15 protein-coding genes are annotated in these 17,242 nt (G+C 34.8%); 7 read left to right on the top strand and 8 right to left on the bottom strand.

The features are described 5' to 3' along the window. From CDIMF43_RS12920 to mvk, 3 genes are read right to left on the bottom strand one after another with little or no spacing between them, the layout of a single operon-like run. Positions 1 to 1,089: a phosphomevalonate kinase gene (locus tag CDIMF43_RS12920; protein WP_109842244.1), complete on the bottom strand. Its 1,089-nt coding sequence runs from the start codon at positions 1,087 to 1,089 to the stop codon at positions 1 to 3. 38 nt (positions 1,090 to 1,127) lie between these two features. Beyond that, positions 1,128 to 2,099: a diphosphomevalonate decarboxylase gene (gene mvaD, locus CDIMF43_RS12915; protein ID WP_109842243.1), complete on the bottom strand. Its 972-nt coding sequence runs from the start codon at positions 2,097 to 2,099 to the stop codon at positions 1,128 to 1,130. Beyond that, a complete protein-coding gene (gene mvk / locus CDIMF43_RS12910; protein WP_074401574.1) occupies positions 2,089 to 3,045 on the bottom strand; it encodes a mevalonate kinase in 957 nt (318 codons plus the stop codon). Before mvk ends, mvaD begins: the two co-directional genes overlap by 11 nt. A gap of 379 nt (positions 3,046 to 3,424) precedes the next feature. Between mvk and coaA the strand changes: the two genes are divergently transcribed. Next, positions 3,425 to 4,348: a type I pantothenate kinase gene (gene coaA / locus CDIMF43_RS12905; protein ID WP_034568285.1), complete on the top strand. Its 924-nt coding sequence runs from the start codon at positions 3,425 to 3,427 to the stop codon at positions 4,346 to 4,348. A gap of 131 nt (positions 4,349 to 4,479) precedes the next feature. Beyond that, positions 4,480 to 6,018, top strand: coding sequence for a glutamine-hydrolyzing GMP synthase (gene guaA, locus CDIMF43_RS12900; RefSeq protein WP_074401818.1), 1,539 nt, complete (start codon positions 4,480 to 4,482; stop codon positions 6,016 to 6,018). Positions 6,019 to 6,283: 265 nt separating this feature from the next. Here guaA and CDIMF43_RS12895 read toward each other — a convergent pair whose 3' ends face one another. The 5 genes from CDIMF43_RS12895 to CDIMF43_RS12875 form a co-directional block, all read right to left on the bottom strand. Next, positions 6,284 to 6,643, bottom strand: a complete 360-nt coding sequence (locus CDIMF43_RS12895) for a hypothetical protein (RefSeq protein ID WP_109842242.1) — start codon at positions 6,641 to 6,643, stop codon at positions 6,284 to 6,286. Position 6,644: 1 nt separating this feature from the next. Next, positions 6,645 to 7,829: a site-specific integrase gene (locus tag CDIMF43_RS12890; protein ID WP_109842241.1), complete on the bottom strand. Its 1,185-nt coding sequence runs from the start codon at positions 7,827 to 7,829 to the stop codon at positions 6,645 to 6,647. After that, on the bottom strand, positions 7,813 to 8,031 hold the full coding sequence (locus tag CDIMF43_RS12885; RefSeq protein ID WP_109842240.1) for a DUF3173 domain-containing protein: 219 nt from the start codon (positions 8,029 to 8,031) through the stop codon (positions 7,813 to 7,815). Before CDIMF43_RS12885 ends, CDIMF43_RS12890 begins: the two co-directional genes overlap by 17 nt. Before the next feature lie 64 nt (positions 8,032 to 8,095). Beyond that, the gene (locus tag CDIMF43_RS12880; protein WP_109842239.1) at positions 8,096 to 9,223 is read right to left on the bottom strand and encodes a replication initiation factor domain-containing protein; all 1,128 of its coding nucleotides are present in this window, start codon (positions 9,221 to 9,223) and stop codon (positions 8,096 to 8,098) included. A gap of 169 nt (positions 9,224 to 9,392) precedes the next feature. Continuing rightward, positions 9,393 to 9,869 (bottom strand): hypothetical protein, encoded by a 477-nt coding sequence (locus CDIMF43_RS12875; RefSeq protein ID WP_109842238.1) that lies wholly within the window; start codon positions 9,867 to 9,869, stop codon positions 9,393 to 9,395. Between the two features lie 151 nt (positions 9,870 to 10,020). On the opposite strand from CDIMF43_RS12875, the gene CDIMF43_RS12870 reads away from it, so the two are divergent. The 5 genes from CDIMF43_RS12870 to CDIMF43_RS12850 all read left to right on the top strand — a co-directional run bounded on the left by CDIMF43_RS12870 (position 10,021) and on the right by CDIMF43_RS12850 (position 17,143). Continuing rightward, positions 10,021 to 10,425, top strand: a complete 405-nt coding sequence (locus tag CDIMF43_RS12870; RefSeq protein WP_109842237.1) for a helix-turn-helix domain-containing protein — start codon at positions 10,021 to 10,023, stop codon at positions 10,423 to 10,425. A gap of 293 nt (positions 10,426 to 10,718) precedes the next feature. Further along, positions 10,719 to 13,478, top strand: coding sequence for a class I SAM-dependent DNA methyltransferase (locus tag CDIMF43_RS12865; protein WP_109842236.1), 2,760 nt, complete (start codon positions 10,719 to 10,721; stop codon positions 13,476 to 13,478). Next, entirely contained in the window at positions 13,475 to 15,406 is a 1,932-nt protein-coding gene (locus tag CDIMF43_RS12860; RefSeq protein ID WP_109842235.1) for a DEAD/DEAH box helicase, read from the top strand. The genes CDIMF43_RS12865 and CDIMF43_RS12860 overlap by 4 nt, the downstream gene beginning before the upstream one ends. Next, entirely contained in the window at positions 15,393 to 16,547 is a 1,155-nt protein-coding gene (locus tag CDIMF43_RS12855; RefSeq protein WP_109842234.1) for a GIY-YIG nuclease family protein, read from the top strand. The genes CDIMF43_RS12860 and CDIMF43_RS12855 overlap by 14 nt, the downstream gene beginning before the upstream one ends. A 335-nt stretch (positions 16,548 to 16,882) precedes the next feature. Then, the gene (locus CDIMF43_RS12850; RefSeq protein ID WP_074401575.1) at positions 16,883 to 17,143 is read left to right on the top strand and encodes a DUF3130 family protein; all 261 of its coding nucleotides are present in this window, start codon (positions 16,883 to 16,885) and stop codon (positions 17,141 to 17,143) included. Positions 17,144 to 17,242: the final 99 nt, after the last annotated feature.

Below are 17,242 nucleotides of genomic sequence, written 5' to 3'. Positions count from 1 at the left end.
TTATTTTTTTGAGGTGCCATTTTTTTCTGTAAAAACATGGAGAGGGAGCGTCGTGATTCCTACTTCTTCCCAAGCTGTCACTAATGGAAGCAAGCCTTCTTTTTGTTGGAAAACGACAATTCCGCAATCTCCTCCACCTGCACCAGATGATTTTGCAGCGCCATTAAAGGTTTCTGCTAGATCACAAAGTTTTTTCAAGGCGGGTGTTTCAATTATGACGTTCGTTTTGGCACTCATTGAAAGCAGTAATTGACGATTTACCCGAATTTGTTTTTGAATGGTTTCGATATCGCCATTTTGAAATGCTTCGATAATAGCATTCACGCAGTTTGTGCTGTTTTTTAAAAAGGTTTCGTAGGCAGTAACATCAAGTTTACGTTGATCATTCACCTTATCAACAAGATTTGAAGTTGACGCAGGTGAACCTGTCCAGCCAATGATGAGACGCAAGTCACGTGGAGGCGTTAAAGGCAAAATGGATAAAGAGGGCCAGTCTAATTTTAAAAGTTCGCTTAGACTTAATTCTTTTTCTTTTGTTAAGACCCAATCGCGATCAAAGGTTTTAAAGGCAATCCAACCGCCGTAGACGCTTGCGGCAATATCCCCACAAGAACCGTTCCCTTGTACAAATAAATGCGCTAAAGCAGCGATTTTAAATATTTGTTCTTTTGATAAGTTCAATTCATAATATTTCGAAAGTGCTTTAACAGTTGCCACGGTTACGGCACCACTTGAACCTAAACCGTATTTCTTCCCATTTGAATTGTCTAATTCACTTGTGACAGTCAGCTCATAAAAAGATAACTCTTTGCCTTGCTCCTTTGCAAAGCGTTCAGTTAAATTCATCGCTTCTAAAATATAATGAAAAGGATTCTCACGTTTGTCTAATACGAGTTCGCCATTTTGTCTTGTCCAAAGAATAGGAAGTTCGCCATATTGAAAAGAGCGAATGCTTCCATAGTTTTCTGCGTGAGTTAAACGAACCGTAATAAATTGGTCAACGGCGACAATAATTGCAGGATGTCCTGCTTCTACGACGGCGTATTCTCCAGCAATATACAACTTGCCGGGGGCTGAAGCTTCAATCATAAAATTAAACTTCCCTTCAAATTAAATAAAATCTAGATTTAGAGTAAACGAATACCAGGACCAACGCCTGCTGAAATTAATTGTTCTTCTTTAAATAATTGACTAAAACGAGCTTTGACTAATGATAGCTCAGATTTTTTACATAGCACTTTTACATTTGGACCAGCATCCATTGTAAAATAACACTGAAGTCCTGCATGACGTAGCTCACGAACGAGTTGCATGGCTTTGATGCTATCTGATTCCCAATAAGAAAAGGGAGGGTTAGCGCCAAGCATGGTGCCGTGCATTTTCAAACCATTTCGTTCTGTAATTTCGCCGACTTTTTGGAAATCATGGTCTTGAATGGCTTGTTTCATTTCTGCTAAATCAAGTGGCGTTGTTTCAAGCCAGCCTGGATAAAAAGGGGATGTCTCAACCGTGCGTTTCATACCCACACGGCTAGATACGGCTTTTTCATGTTTGTTGACGACAACGATTAGCATAGCAAGATCCCAATTGGCATCATCAACGGGAACCGCATAGGACGTTTCATCACTATTTCCCATTTGCCATTCAACAAAGCCGCCAAAAATACTTCGTGAAGCAGAACCAGAACCCCTTCTAGCTAAGCGAGAAAGTTCAGTTGGCGTTAAGTTTAAACCACAAGCTTGACTGCTAGCGCCAGCTAAAGCGGCTAAACCTGAAGCAGATGAAGCTAAACCAGCTGCTGTTGGAACATGGTTGGTACTATGGATGATTGCAGACGTTGAAATGGCTGCTTTTTCACGAACTAAATCTAAAAAACGGCTGACTTTTTGAGTTGCCAGTTCATCTTGAAGCTGTTCGTTTAAGTAAAATTGATCGTTTTTAAGTGTTGAATCAAAGGTAACTTTTGTATCTGTGTAAAAGGCATCTAACGTTAAAGAAAGACTGCTATTCATTGGTAAAATTAGAGCATCGTCTTTTTTTCCCCAATATTTAATTAAGGCAATATTGGTATGTGCGATCGCGCGACCACTATTTTTCAATTTGATTTGCTCCCATCTGATAAATCCACGTATTTTTAGCACCGTTTTGCTTTAATTTTAGTGCAATCCAGTCAGCATCCGTTTGTGTTTCTGCTAAGGCAATCATGCAACCGCCTAAACCACCACCGGTTAATTTTGCACCAAGTGCGCCACTTTCAATTGCCGTATCCACCAGTAAATCTAAGGTTGAATTGCTAACACCTAACTGTTGAAGGAAATGATGCGCTTGGTTCATACTTTCGCCAAGCGTTTCTTTGTCATTGCTGCTTAATGCTAGTTTTGCTTGTTTTGAAAGAGTTCCTAGTTGGGTGATTTTTTGTTGAGTAGCTGCTTGATGGGTGATAAATTGCTCTTCAATTAGTTGAATCGCTTTTTTTGTTTGTCCCGTAATGCCAGTATCTGCAACAATCAAGCAGCCATTAAGATTTAAATCAAAGGCTTCAAAAGCTTGGTTTTTCACATAATAAAGAGGGGTTGTCCCGCTCGTCATGGCAGCATCTAAGCCACTGGGATTGCCATGAGCAATCGTTTCAGCAACATCAATTAAATGCATCAATTGTTCTCTTTCAAGAGGCTGATTGAAATAATCATACAAAGCTCTGATTGTCGCAACGGCAACGGCAGCACTTGACCCCATGCCACGTTCCGGTGGAACCATACTTGTAATTGTAATTGAAAAATCAACAGCAGATTTCTTTAAAACGGCAAGTGTTTCAGAAATGGCTGTTAATAAACTGTTGAGTCGTAATGGAGCCTCTTGTAATAAGCCACGATAAAAGGTGCAGTCAAGAGTTGCAGGTCCAATTTTTTGTTCAATTGTTGTTTGGATGGAAACTGCTGGAAAAGGAATTGCAATCGCTGGCTCTCCGTAAACGACAGCGTGTTCTCCCATTAAGATAATTTTTCCATTAGCTGTCCCGAATCCCTTTTTTGGCTCTTGATTCATTGCAAGAACTCCTATCCTATATAATCAATCTTATTTTCTACATTAATATAGTAGAAACAGGCAAAACGTATTAAAAAGCATACCGCCAAAAATTTTAACATAGAATAACTGATTTTACTATTATATCTCAATATTTAAGGAAATTTTAATGCTTAAGAGAAATCTAGTGAACCAGTCTATTTTATCGAATAAATGGCAAATAGTAAATTGAATGACTTAAATTTTAGAAATTCTTCGTGAAACTAAGAAAAACTTAACAGGAACTCAAGGTGAAACTTAAGAAATAAAAGAAATCAAAAAAACTTGTGGGAAAACTATATAAATGACTGCTTTTTTGGTACAATAATCAAGAAGTTAACCCTAGGAGGATCCAATTGTTATGAAGGAATCAGCGACATATCATATAATTGAGCGGGATGAATGGCAAGAATTTTATCAAAATAGTGTCGCTCCTTTGACGAAAATAGAATTAGAACAGCTAAAAGGATTAAATGATCGGATATCTTTGACGGATGTTGAAGAAGTGTATATCCCTATCGCCCATTTAGTTGATATTTATTTAAAGCAATATGAAGATCTACAAGAAAATAAATTGCGTTTCTTAAAGAAAAATGTAGAGAAAAAGCCGTTTATTATTGGCATTGCAGGAAGCGTAGCAGTAGGAAAGAGCACGACAGCACGTCTCTTACAGATGATTTTATCGCGTGTTTATAAAACCAAGCGTGTTGAATTGATTACCACGGATGGCTTTTTATACCCTAATCATGAGCTAGAAAAACGTGGCATTATGGATAAAAAGGGATTTCCTGAAAGTTATGATATGAATCGCTTGATTAACTTTTTAGGAGACGTGAAAAATGGCGTTCCTCATGTTGGGGCACCACTTTATTCACATGAGATCTACGACATTATTCCAGAGGAATTTGAATACATTGACCAACCCGATATTTTGATTGTAGAAGGCATCAACGTGTTACAATTGCCTCAAAATCAACAAATTTACGTCAGCGACTTTTTTGATTTTTCCATTTTTGTGGATGCAGAGCCAGATTTAATTGAACAGTGGTATTTAGAACGGTTTGGCTTGTTGCTTAAAACAGCCTTTAAAGACCCGACAAACTACTATTACTCCTATGCCATAGGAAATCAGGAAGAAGCCTTTACAATGGCACGAGACGTCTGGAAACGAGTGAATTTAACGAATCTAGAAGAATACATTATGCCCACGCGAAATCGAGCCGATTTGATTATTCATAAAACCACCAATCACAAAATCGACCAACTGTATTTAAGAAAATATTAGAAATTGCTTCAAAAAGCGTGAGAAATGTTGACCAAAGGCAAAAGAATCGCTACAATATACGAATAACCAAGACTTGTTTGACAAGTCAAAAAAATAAGATGGGGTGAGCGCAAGTGGCCAAAGCTACTGATATGACAACGATTGAAAAAATTATTGTGCTTGACTTTGGAAGTCAATACAACCAATTAATTACTAGACGCATCCGTGAATTCGGTGTCTATTCTGAATTACTTTCTCATAAAATCACTGCGGAAGAAATCAAAACGATGAACGTTAAAGGGATTATCTTCTCAGGAGGACCAAACAGTGTTTATGATGAGGGTGCATTTAAAATTGACCCAGCTATCTTTGACTTAGGAATTCCAATTTTAGGAATTTGTTACGGAATGCAATTGATGACGGATGTATTAGGTGGAAAAGTTGAAGCGGCCAATAACCGTGAATACGGAAAAGCTGAAATCGTGATTGAAGACGCCACTGCTCCATTATTTAAAGGATTAGCAAAAGAAGAAACGGTTTGGATGAGTCATGGTGATTTAGTAACTAAAGTCCCAGAAGGCTTTACTATTTCAGCAACAAGTGCTCATTGTCCAATTGCTTCAATGTATGACAGCAAACGCAACTTCCATGCAGTTCAATTCCATCCAGAAGTACGCCACTCCGTTAACGGAAACGAAATCTTAAAACATTTTACATTTGATATTTGTGGGTGTGCAGGAGATTGGAGTATTTCAAACTTTATCGAGCTTGAAATTGCAAAAATTCGCGAAACAGTTGGCGACAAAAAAGTTCTACTTGGTTTATCAGGCGGAGTAGATTCAAGTGTTGTTGGTGTTCTTTTACAAAAAGCAATCGGGGATCAATTAACATGTATCTTTGTTGACCACGGTTTGTTACGTAAAAATGAAGGCGATCAAGTAATGGGAAGCCTTGAAGGTAAATTTGGTTTGAACATTATTCGCGTTGATGCAAAAGAACGCTTTATGGAAAAACTTGCTGGCGTAAGCGATCCAGAACAAAAACGTAAAATTATTGGAAATGAATTTGTTTATGTTTTTGATGATGAAGCAACTAAATTAGACGGAATTGATTTCTTGGCACAAGGAACACTTTATACAGATGTAGTTGAAAGTGGAACCGATACTGCCCAAACAATCAAATCACACCACAACGTTGGTGGACTTCCAGAAGATATGCAATTTAAATTAATCGAACCTTTAAATACTCTATTTAAAGATGAAGTTCGTGAATTAGGAATCGAGTTGGGCATGCCTGAAAGTTTAGTATGGCGTCAACCATTCCCTGGCCCAGGTCTAGGAATTCGAGTTCTTGGCGAAATTACTGAAGAAAAATTAGAAATCGTTCGCGAAAGTGATATGATTTTACGCGATGAGATTGCTAATGCAGGTCTTGACCGCGACATCTGGCAATATTTCACCGTTCTACCTGGCATCCGTAGTGTTGGTGTTATGGGAGATGGCCGTACGTATGACTACACTGTTGGAATCCGTGCGGTAACTTCAATCGATGGAATGACAGCTGACTTTGCACGTATCCCTTGGGATGTTTTGCAAAAAATCTCTGTTCGTATTGTAAATGAAGTAAGTCATGTAAATCGTATTGTGTATGATATTACGAGTAAACCACCTGCAACTGTGGAGTGGGAGTAAGAAAAGAGGCCTTGGAAATCCTGTTTTGATGGGATTTTCAAGGCTTTTCCTTTGTTGTGATAACACTTTGATAACAGTTCATTATTGATTATTTTTGTTTAAACTACTTTAGTCGTTTGGGAAGCTACCGCACTATCGTTTGGTAAACTCGATTTTTCATAAAGAAATAAAGACCATTTCTTTATGAAAAACCAAGTAGAGTTGTTTTTGTTTAGGCAGAAACTCAAAAAGAGGCATTCCATTTTGGTATGCCTCTAGCTGCTTATTATGCGGGTTGTTTCTTCTTAAGATTTATTTTCTCTGCTTTGAATGAAAGTGCAATAAAATTATTTGATACATATGGGTTACAGCTCACTCCCTCAAAAGTTACCAAAGTTTCCCCAAGTCTATCTAATTCAGCTTGTGTGATAATAGGGGATTCGCTTTGAACCGAAACTCTGATACTCTTATACTTTTTATCTTTCATTAGAACTTCATAGATATAGCCATCAATTTCTCCTGTTCGCTCATTTCTACCTGTAACTTCATTTTTTTGATATTTTGGCTTTGGTGAAACTTCTACCAATAATAATTCTGTTCCTAATTGTCCTACTAAATCAAAATCTCTCATTTTCCATTCTGCCATTTTAAATTCCTTCTTTCTTGATATATTGATTGCCTTGAAAGGCTTTTTTCTTTTCTTTAACTGTTTCGTTTTGCTCCCATTGCAAAACATGGGTAAGTTTTGTTGCAACTTCTCGGTTCATGTTAGGATATAGATGTCCATATGTCCCTAAGGTTGTTTTAATATCTTCATGACCCAAACGATCTTTGATAATTAAAGGATTTTCACCCATTGAGATAAGCAGGGACGCATGGGAATGTCTTAATCCATGAATCCTAATAGGGTGAACCTCCGCTAATTTTGAGTGTCTCTGGATAATATGGCGGATTGTGTGCTTATTCGTTGGTAAACCATTATAAGACAGTATATAAATAGATTCACCAGTCATTTCTTGCTGAACGTTCTGCCACTCTTTTAAATAATTGATTGTTGTTTCATCTAACGCAATTACTCGCTTACTTGCAGGAGTTTTAGGTTCAGTTATGAAAAATTCTGTTGCATTTTGATAAAACATAGATTTATCTATTCTCAATGTTTGTTTTTCAAAATCTATATCTGTTTCCCATTGTAAGGCTTGTCCTTCACCAAATCGCATACCTGTCATAAAAAAGAGCCATAGAACAATAAATGAGAAATGTTCATAATATTCTGTGAGGTCAAGGGTAGATAAGATTTGTTCAAATTCTTCCTTTGTCCAAAACTCTACATTTTTCCTAACCTTTTTTACATTTCCTACTGTTTTAGCTGGGTTATTAGAAATCATACCTAATTTATATGCTCGCTCTAGGCTCATAGAAAATAAACCATAGATATTCCGGATATAAGCATTACTAACTTTACCAGTTAAATCATTTTGCCATTTTTGAATTGAAATTGGTGTAATCGCTGAAACTTTTTTCCTATAGAACGGCTGAAAGTGAAGTTTCATTGAAGATAACCGATTGTTATAGGTTCGTTCCTTAACTCGTCCTTTGTACCATGGTAGAAAGATGGATTCAAAATATTCCTTGTAACTCATGCTACTATTGGTTTTAAAAGCAAGCTTACCATAATCATTCATTATTTCATTGTATGCTTGTATCGCTTCTTTTCGTGTCCTAAAGCCACGTTTTAATTTTTGAATTCTCTTTCCTGTGACATCATCAAAACCTAAGCTGGCTACATAATAGTAGGTGCCTTTTTTCTTATCCTTATACACATTTGCCATGCAAGTTCACATCCTTTTGTGTATATAAAGCTACCCCTAAAATGCTTTCTACTGCATGAACAGGTACCCGTCCTAATCTTCGACTATTGTAATAATCAAAGCCTTCCTGAACCATGTAGTACTTAGCTAATCGGATAATAGTCTGTGACTGGCTTGTTCCAAAACCCAGATTAATCAAATCATCTTTTGTAACGGTAATCAATAAAATCCCTCCAGTTTTACTTCCATTGATTACCCACGCTATGCTATACTTAAAGTGTCGAGTTTTAAGTGGAGCTTAGCAAGGGAGTCTCATTGGATTTCTTTTCTAAGTTCTCTTTTTTTGTCATTTCATAAACTTCCTCTATTAAGTCAGTTCTTCCAATATCTGTTAAATGGTCAGCCATTTTTTTTGCTAGAGGTCGGCTAAATTCTACTTCACTTACTACTTCGCCCAAATTTTGTAAGTGTCCTAAAGCATTATTTTGTGCCAAAAATTGGAAAGCTTTGATACCTGCCATTCCACCACCAAAAATTAACCATTGTTCTGTGTTCAATAAACCAGTAACTTCATAAGTTCTTGGAATATGGATGGGAGCCATATTTCCTAAATACCTTTCCCAAGGGCGCCAAATATTTTTACAAGTATCATCTGTATAAAAAGTGAGTTCTTCTTTTACAATTCCTCGTACCAACTCTTCCAATGACGTTCCTTCATAAGCAATCATTTGAGCCATAACATGTGCCATATCACGCTTAAGCTCTAATTCTAAACGTTTCCAAGAACCAATTTCTTCGACTGCCTTTTTTTTCTGTTTCGCAGTTTCCATATCTTTATCATAGATACGAAACATTAAGTCTGATTTTCGTTTGCCTATATATAAAGTACGGCTTTTCATTGTTCCTATAAAGCTACTTTCATAGATATCATGCTTTCGGTTTTTGGAATAGAACATTTTCTTTTCACATTTTGTAATAAGTTGCTTTACTGTAAAGTAGGGCTTTTCATTTCTATCATCTAAAGCTATATCTAATCGCTTTACTTGGAAAAGACCATCATAAAAACGAAATAAACGTTGAAAAAAATCTGCCCATCTCATATCTAATGCTTGTAGCAAGCGTTCATAAATTGTACAGCCATCACCGCTAAGAACTAAATAGCATTCAACATTTCCAGTTTTAGGTGTTTCCTCTGTGAAAATCTTGATTGATCCGTACGTGTAGCAAATATCATAAGATTTGTGTTTAACTCGCCCATTCTCAACCAAGAAACAAGATAGGTCAATACGCAAAACTGCTTCTACTACTTCCTCAATAGAGCAGTTGAATACAATTTGAAGCCAATCAATTTTTGCGGTGATATACTCTCTACTTTTCGATTTTATCACCTCCAATTTAAAAAAACGTGCAGGCATTTAATGACGGAAAACACTCTGTTAGTAAGGATTTATCACACTTAAAAGGTGGTTGACACAGTGCTATTAGACAACACTGTGTGTCCGCTTCGCTCCCTCCTGCCATTTTTCCTATTTTCAATCCGTCGGGCTATGCCTGATGCTCGCCCTTGGTTGAAAAGGAAATCTGTCAGGCTTTTTTGCGTTGGAACGGTTTATCCATCTTACCTGCTTCGAGTTCTTGTATCTGTTGTTCTAATTGATAGACTTTCTGAGTAGAAAGGTGTGATTGACGCTCATAATTCATTGATAGCTTCAATAATTTCTGCACCTCAATATTCATGACAGCTACTGCTTGTATTAAATTGTCAATGAGCTGTTTATTTTGTTCAGGTAATGGATCAGGAACAGCTACCACTTCAAATGTTTTAATAACAGCCTCTCGGATTGGATGCCCTTTATTCCTAAGAATAGCGACTTTTCTAAAATTTTCAATATCAGAATCAGAGAACAAATAATATTTTGTATAACTCGTTGTACCAACTTGCTTTGTTTTCTTCTGAAAAGAAATGTCACAACATTCCTCTGCTAACTTCCGCCATCGGTGAAAAGTGGACACACTGTTCAATTCCTCAATCATAGAAACAATTTGTTCTGCTTCATACATTTTTTCACCTCCATATTATTTCTTATTTTAATTATCCATCCAGCATGATATAATAAATGTATCACATTGATACAATTAATAATAGTATCAAATCGATACATTGTCAAGAGTTTTTTGTTTCAAATTGATACAAAATTGAAAGGAGTTTATCATGTCAAAACTTTCAGAGCGTCTAAAGGAACAGAGAACAAAAAAAAAGTTAACTCAGCAAGTATTAGCTGATAAAGTAGGTGTTAATCGAGTAACTTATACTAACTGGGAAAATGGAAAGAGAGAACCTGAACTGGATAAAGTTGTTGAACTTGCAACTGAATTAAACACTACTATAGATTATTTACTCGGAAATATAGATGTTAATTTATTGGATCTAAATATTGAAGATATAAAGAAAATGTCATCTGATAAATCTAATGAGTTAGTAGGAGAGTTAGTGAAAAATATTTCTCAAATTTTATTGATTGGTCAAGAAAGATTCAATATGACTGATGAAGAAATCAAGAGAGCATGGACTAAAATTTTAAAAGAAAGCTTAAATATTCCTGAAGATAAAAATTAAATAATTTATCTCAATTAGGTAGCTAAATGATCCAGATGGACAACAGAATAGTATATTGTAATTGTTTAGATATCTCCCTGTATCTATCTAGATCAAGTATAAGAAGCAAAGATGTATATCTCATTTATGAATCATATATGAATCATATCGTGGTTTTTAATATGTTTATAGTAATCTATAATAAGTCAATATATTTAAATGGGTAGTATCTCTTCTCCTATTGATACGATAACCCTGTTACAAATTTTGTTATAATAATTTTAAAACTAAATAATTAAAGGACTGCATGCCAAATGTTAAATAAAAATTTGTTATCTATCATTGAAGTTGAAAATATTACAAAAAAAATAATTGAAAATTTGAATAAAGAGACTTTTATTGAAGAATTTTTAGGACTTTTTGATATCCCTAAATTAAGTATCACACGTGCAAAATCCAGTGAAGGTGATTTTTTTATACGTAATAAAGTTCGTTATCGAAAAGTTGAAAATGATCCGTTATGTGCTATTGATGAAATTGATAAGGAAATTGTATTGCAAAATAAAAAACCTCGTTATCTTATCACAACTGATTTTAAAATGCTTTATGCAAAAGATACAAAGACGAATGATTCTCTTGCTATTAATTTTAAAGATTTACCCACATCCATCGAGTTTTTTCTTGCATGGAACGGGATCGAGAAAGCAGATTTTCAAAAAGAAAATCCAGCAGATATTAAAGCTGCTGAGCGTTTCACAAAACTCTATGATGAGTTGGTAAAGATTAACCCTGAACTTGCAAAAGAAGAAGCTGATGGAAAATCCTTTAATCTTTTTCTAATTCGTTCACTTTTTTTGTACTTCTCTGAAGATACAGAAATTATCACTAAAGGTTCTTTTACTAATATTCTTAAAACAAGAACAAAAAGCGATGGAAGCAATTTAAATTCAGTCATAAAAAAATTATTTTTAATTTTAGATATTCCAGAAAATCAAAGACATGACACGCCTGAATGGTTAAAAGAATTTCCATACATTAATGGTAACCTTTTTAGAGAAACACACCATGATTTAAATTTTAGTGCTTTTACTCGAAAACTACTCATCGAAGCAGGAGAATTGTTAAATTGGAATGAAATTAATCCTGATATTTTAGGAGCCATGATTCAAACTGTTGCAAATAAAGAAGAACGTCAAGTATCAGGTATGCATTACACAAGTGTATCTAATATTATGAAAGTTATTAATCCTTTATTTTTGGACAGTCTTCAGGCAGAGTACAAAAGGCTTTCATACCGTGCAGGTGATTACAAAGAACGCGATATTAGTGAAAAACAACGACGCGAAAAACAACGAGATATCATCAACCAACTATATGGTTTGCTTGATCAAATGAGTAAAATAAAGTTCTTAGATCCTGCTTGTGGTTCGGGTAACTTCTTGATTATTACCTACAAAGAGCTTCGCAGACTTGAAATTCAAATCCTTGTTAAAATTCGTGAAATTAATGAAGTTTTAAATGAAAAGAATGTCTATCAAGGGGACTTACTTAAACGATCTAAGATAAGGCTAAACCAATTCTCAGGTATTGAGCTTGACGATTTTGCGCATGAAGTAGCAAGACTGTCTCTTTATATTGCTGAACATCAAATGAATGTAGAAATGATGGAATCACTAGCTGACTATCAACCCAGAATACTTCCTCTTCAAGAATCAGGAAATATTGTGCAAGGTAATGCCTTGCATATAGATTGGAATGAGGTTGTAGCATATGATAAAAATGATGAAATCTATATTATGGGAAACCCACCCTATATAGGATCTAGAAATCAGACTGAAGAAAATAAAAAAGAAATGAGCATCATTTTTGATGGAGTTAAATCATTTAAAAAACTTGATTATATTAGTGCGTGGTTTCTACTTGGTGTTAAATTTATTGAAGATACAAAAAGTAAATTTGCTTTTGTAACAACAAACTCTATAACTCAAGGGGAACAAGTTCCAATTTTATGGAAAAAGCTACTTTCCTACAACATAGAAATTTATTTTGCATATAATTCTTTTAAGTGGAGCAATAGTGCTAGCAATAACGCTGGTGTAACAGTAGCAATTATAGGTATAGCTTCAAAAGGAGAAAACAACAGTAAATATCTGCTTTCAGAAGGCGAGAGTATTGAAGTGGCAAATATTACACCATATTTAAGTTATGGTGACATTGTTCTTGTTGAAAATAGTACAATTCAATTTTCTGGCTTCCCTAAAATGCAAAAAGGAAATGGAGCCTACGATAATGGTTTTTTGACATTTTCAATATCTGAATATGAAGACATTGTTTCCAAAATTCCGGAAACAAAAAATTTCTTCAAAAAATATGTCAGTGCTGATGACATAATTAATGGAACATATAAATATTGTTTGTGGATTTCGGATGAAAATTTATTCACAGCACAGAAAATTCCATTTATTAATAGCAGAATTGAAAAAGTAAAAATGTATAGATTAAGTAGTAAAAGAGAAGTTACAAAACAACAGGCTGAAACTCCATATGCATTTGGTGAGATTCGATATAAAAAAGGGCAAGGATTTATTATCCCTGTAGTTTCTTCAGAGGCTAGAGAATACCTACCTATTGCAATTATTGACTCGAAAGTAATCCCCTCTTATGCAACATTTGTTCTATATGACGCACCAATCTGGCTTCTAGGTATCTTAGAATCTCGTATGCACATGACTTGGCTTAGAGCGGTTGGTGGAAAATTGGAAACAAGGTATCGTTATTCAACGGGTATAGTTTACAATACTTTCCCAATTCCTAAGCTTTCAACGCAACGCAAAAATGTTATTGAAGAAGCTGTTTTAGAGATGTTGGATGTTCGTGAGGAAGAAGGAGGGACTCTTGCTGAGCTTTACGGTGGTGCAAATAAACCAATGAATACAAAATTACGAAAAGCACATAAAAAAATTGACGGCATTGTAGAACGAGCCTATAAACAAGAACCTTTTAAATCGGATGAAGAACGATTAAGTGTATTATTGAGGCTCTATCAAAAAATGATAAATGAGGAGAAAAAATGACATCAAATATTTTCGAAATTAATTATAATAGTACTGGAAAAAGTCAAACTACAAATTCATTTGGAATGCGTGAAATGCAGGCACGAGTCTATGAAAAGCGAGCTTCACAATATCTACTAATTAAAGCTCCCCCAGCCTCAGGGAAATCACGTGCTTTGATGTTTGTGACTTTGGATAAGTTAACGAATCAAGGCATAAAAAAAGCAATTATTGCAGTTCCTGAACGTTCCATTGGAAAATCTTTTCAAACCACAAAACTAGCAAAATTTGGATTCTTTTCTGATTGGGTGATTAGTCAAAAAAATAATCTCACAGATCGTGGAACAAATGAAAGTAAAGTGTCGCAATTTGTTAATTTTATTCGTTCAACAAACTTAGAAGACAATATTATGGTTTGCACCCACGCAACTTTACGTTTGGCATTCGATAAATTGAATGATTCAGACTTTGATAATGTAGTACTTGCCATTGATGAGTTTCATCATGTATCACAAGATGATAACTCTGTTCTGGGGAACACCATGCGTAATATTATGGAAAATTCTTCTGCACATATTATTGCAATGACGGGCTCCTACTTTAGAGGGGATTCAGTGCCAATTCTGGAGAGTGTTGACGAGCAAAAATTTGATAAGGTAACTTATACTTATTATGAGCAGCTCGAAGGATATAGCTATTTAAAGAGTTTTGCAATGGGTTACAGTTTTTATCGAGGTCGATACACCGACGCACTTTCGGAAGTTTTAGATACTACGAAAAAGACAATTATTCATATTCCAAATGTAAATTCCGGTGAATCTACCAAAGATAAATACGATGAAGTCGACCGTATTCTAGAAGAATTAGGTGATGCGAAATTTGATGAAAATACAGGAGTTTGGCTAGTAACTGAAGAATCTGGACGAGTATTAAAAATTGCTGATTTAGTCAATGAGGAAGGTCGTGAAAAAGTTCAAGAATATATCCGGAATATGTCTGAACTTGATGACTTGGATATTATCATTGCGCTAGGTATGGCAAAAGAGGGGTTTGACTGGCCTTTCGCAGAATATGCTTTAACAATTGGCTATCGTAATTCATTAACTGAAGTTGTACAAATCATTGGGCGTGTGACTCGTGATAGTTCGAATAAAACTCATACACAATTTACTAATTTAATTGCTCAACCAGATGCTCAAGATGGGGAGGTCATGTTTGCGGTTAATAATGTCATGAAGGCTATCACTGCAAGTCTTTTGATGGAATCTGTATTAGCTCCAAACTTTAACTTTAAACGTAAAGATAGTGATGACCAAAAATCAAAAGGAACAGATATATTTATCAAAGGCTTAAAAGAGCCAAGTACTGATCGGTCAAAAAAAATTATTCAAAACGATTTGAATGATTTGAAAGCAACTATTTTACAAGATAGTCAAATTCAGCAAGCTATTGCTGCGGGTGTCGATGCAAAAGTTATTAATAAACAACTAATACCGCGTGTGATAATGAGTTCCTATCCTGATTTATCAAATAACGAGACTGAGGAGGTCCGGCAGCATTTAGTTTCACAAGCTGTCATTCAGTCTGCTGAACGTGAGGAAGGGACAAGCGGAAATCAATTTCTTAGAATGGCCAATAAGTTTATAAATATTGATGAAATTGCCATTGATTTGATTGATGAAGTGAATCCTTTTCAGCGTGCTTATGAGGTTATTTCAAAGGAAATTGATGCACCAACTTTACGCTTTATCCAAGATTATATGGATGGTATAAAATTCACTTTTTCTGAAAAGGAACTAGTTATGTTGTATCCTCAAATTGTTCAATTTAAAAATGAGAATGGTAGAATTCCTGATAAGTCTAGTTCAGATCAATACGAGCAAAGATTAGCTTATGCTTTATTACGTTTGGAACAACTAAGGAGAGAGAGACAAGATGGACAAGCTTAATCTTGATGATATTTTTTTAGACCCAATTTTTGACGAACTAATAGCTGAAATGCCTAAGAAACAAGTTAAGCGAATTGACCCAGAATTTGAAAAATTTCAAGAGATTGTTGAATGGGTAAGAATTCATGATGGAAAAGAACCAGAAAGATCGCATGATATGACAGAAAGAAAATTATTTTCCAGACTTAAAGGCTATCGTGACAAGCCAGAAATGATAAAGAAGCTCTCTGAGAGTGATGAACTTAACTTGCTTGATAGCCAAAATAAGGTTTTAGAAAATTCGAAAAAAAGTCCCAAATCTCTTGATGATATTCTCAATGATGACACATTTTTCGAGAAAAAAGATAAAATTGATTCAATGCTTGACTTGTCAAGATATAAGAGAACAATTATTGCGGCTGATAAATATAGTGTCCGAAAACGAGCTAGTCATTTCGAACGATATGAACCTCTGTTTAAGATTATCCAAAAAGAAATTGCAAATGGTACTCGGAAAATAATTCCTGTTGATACTGAAAACAACATTAAACCGGGAAAATTTTATATTGATAATGGAATCCTGCTTTACGTTCTAACAGTAAGTAATTTTTATGAAGATAAACACGGTCATCGTAACGCAAAGCTTCATCTTATCTATGAAAACGGAACTGAAAACAAAGGGATTTTATTGAGATCATTTGCATCAAATCTCTTTGACAAAACTCGTCATGGTCGAATGGTAACGGAAGTAATTGATGATGTTATGGAGGGAACAACCGTTGAAGAAAGAGCTAGTGAATATTTCACTACTGGATATATTTATGTAGTCCGATCTCTTAGCTTGAATCCAGAAATATCAAAATACCACAATCTTTATAAGATCGGCTTTGCTAGTAGAAACGTTGAAAGACGGATTGCAAATGCTGAAAATGAAGCTACTTATTTATATGCTCCTGTAAAGATAGTTGCAACATGGGAAATTCAGAATTTTAGTGGTCGAAAGTTAGAAACAGTTATTCATCAGAGATTTGAAGATAAGCAAATACAAATCTCTGTACCAACAGCTAATGGAAAAATTGAAAATCCTAAAGAATGGTATTTAGTTTCTTTTGATGAAATTGAAAAAGTTATAAATGATATTATTAAACATTTGAATATTTAATATTTCTTCTTTGTATGAATATAGTAACATAGAGCGATATTAGGAAAACTCCTAACTATAGTTTGATAACACTTTGATAACAATCTAAGTAAATTCATTCATTTCATAAGATTTTAAATAGACTATAATCCTGTTAAGCGGGTATTATTGATCCAATTAAAACTTATTCACTATTGAGTGGGAGTAGAATAAATTAAATCGTAAATCCTTAGTTACTAAGGATTTACGATTTTTTTTAATATTGTAAAATAACTCCTTAACTATGATAAAATAGAATTAAATTAAAATTGTTATTTTAATTATCTAGAATAATTCAATAAAATAAGGAGCTACATATGACAAAAATAGCCACAAATGAAGCAGTCGTTTCCAGTCTATCAAAAGAAATGGTTCAAGCGACTCAAGAAGTGAACTTTTCATTAAAAAAATCCATTTCATACTCAAACAGTCAAGCAGTGACAACGTTAAAATCTTGTCTGTCAGATATGAAAAAAGCAACTCAAGAGTTTCAGACAGGAGTTGATACTGACGTTAAAAATCTTAAAAAAATTCATGAAGCTATTAAGAAAACCGATCAAGAATGGGGGTTCAACTAACCATGAATCAACCAAGTAGCCGTCAGCTGAATGAAGCATATTTAGACTCTGAAAGTGAATTACGTCAGTTAAAGAAAACGAATCAAGCCATTGAAACAG

This window comes from Carnobacterium divergens, from assembly GCF_900258435.1.
Lineage (GTDB): Bacteria > Bacillota > Bacilli > Lactobacillales > Carnobacteriaceae > Carnobacterium > Carnobacterium divergens_A.
The sequence above is the reverse complement of the archived record's forward strand: the minus strand, read 5'-3'. Positions and strand labels throughout refer to the sequence as shown.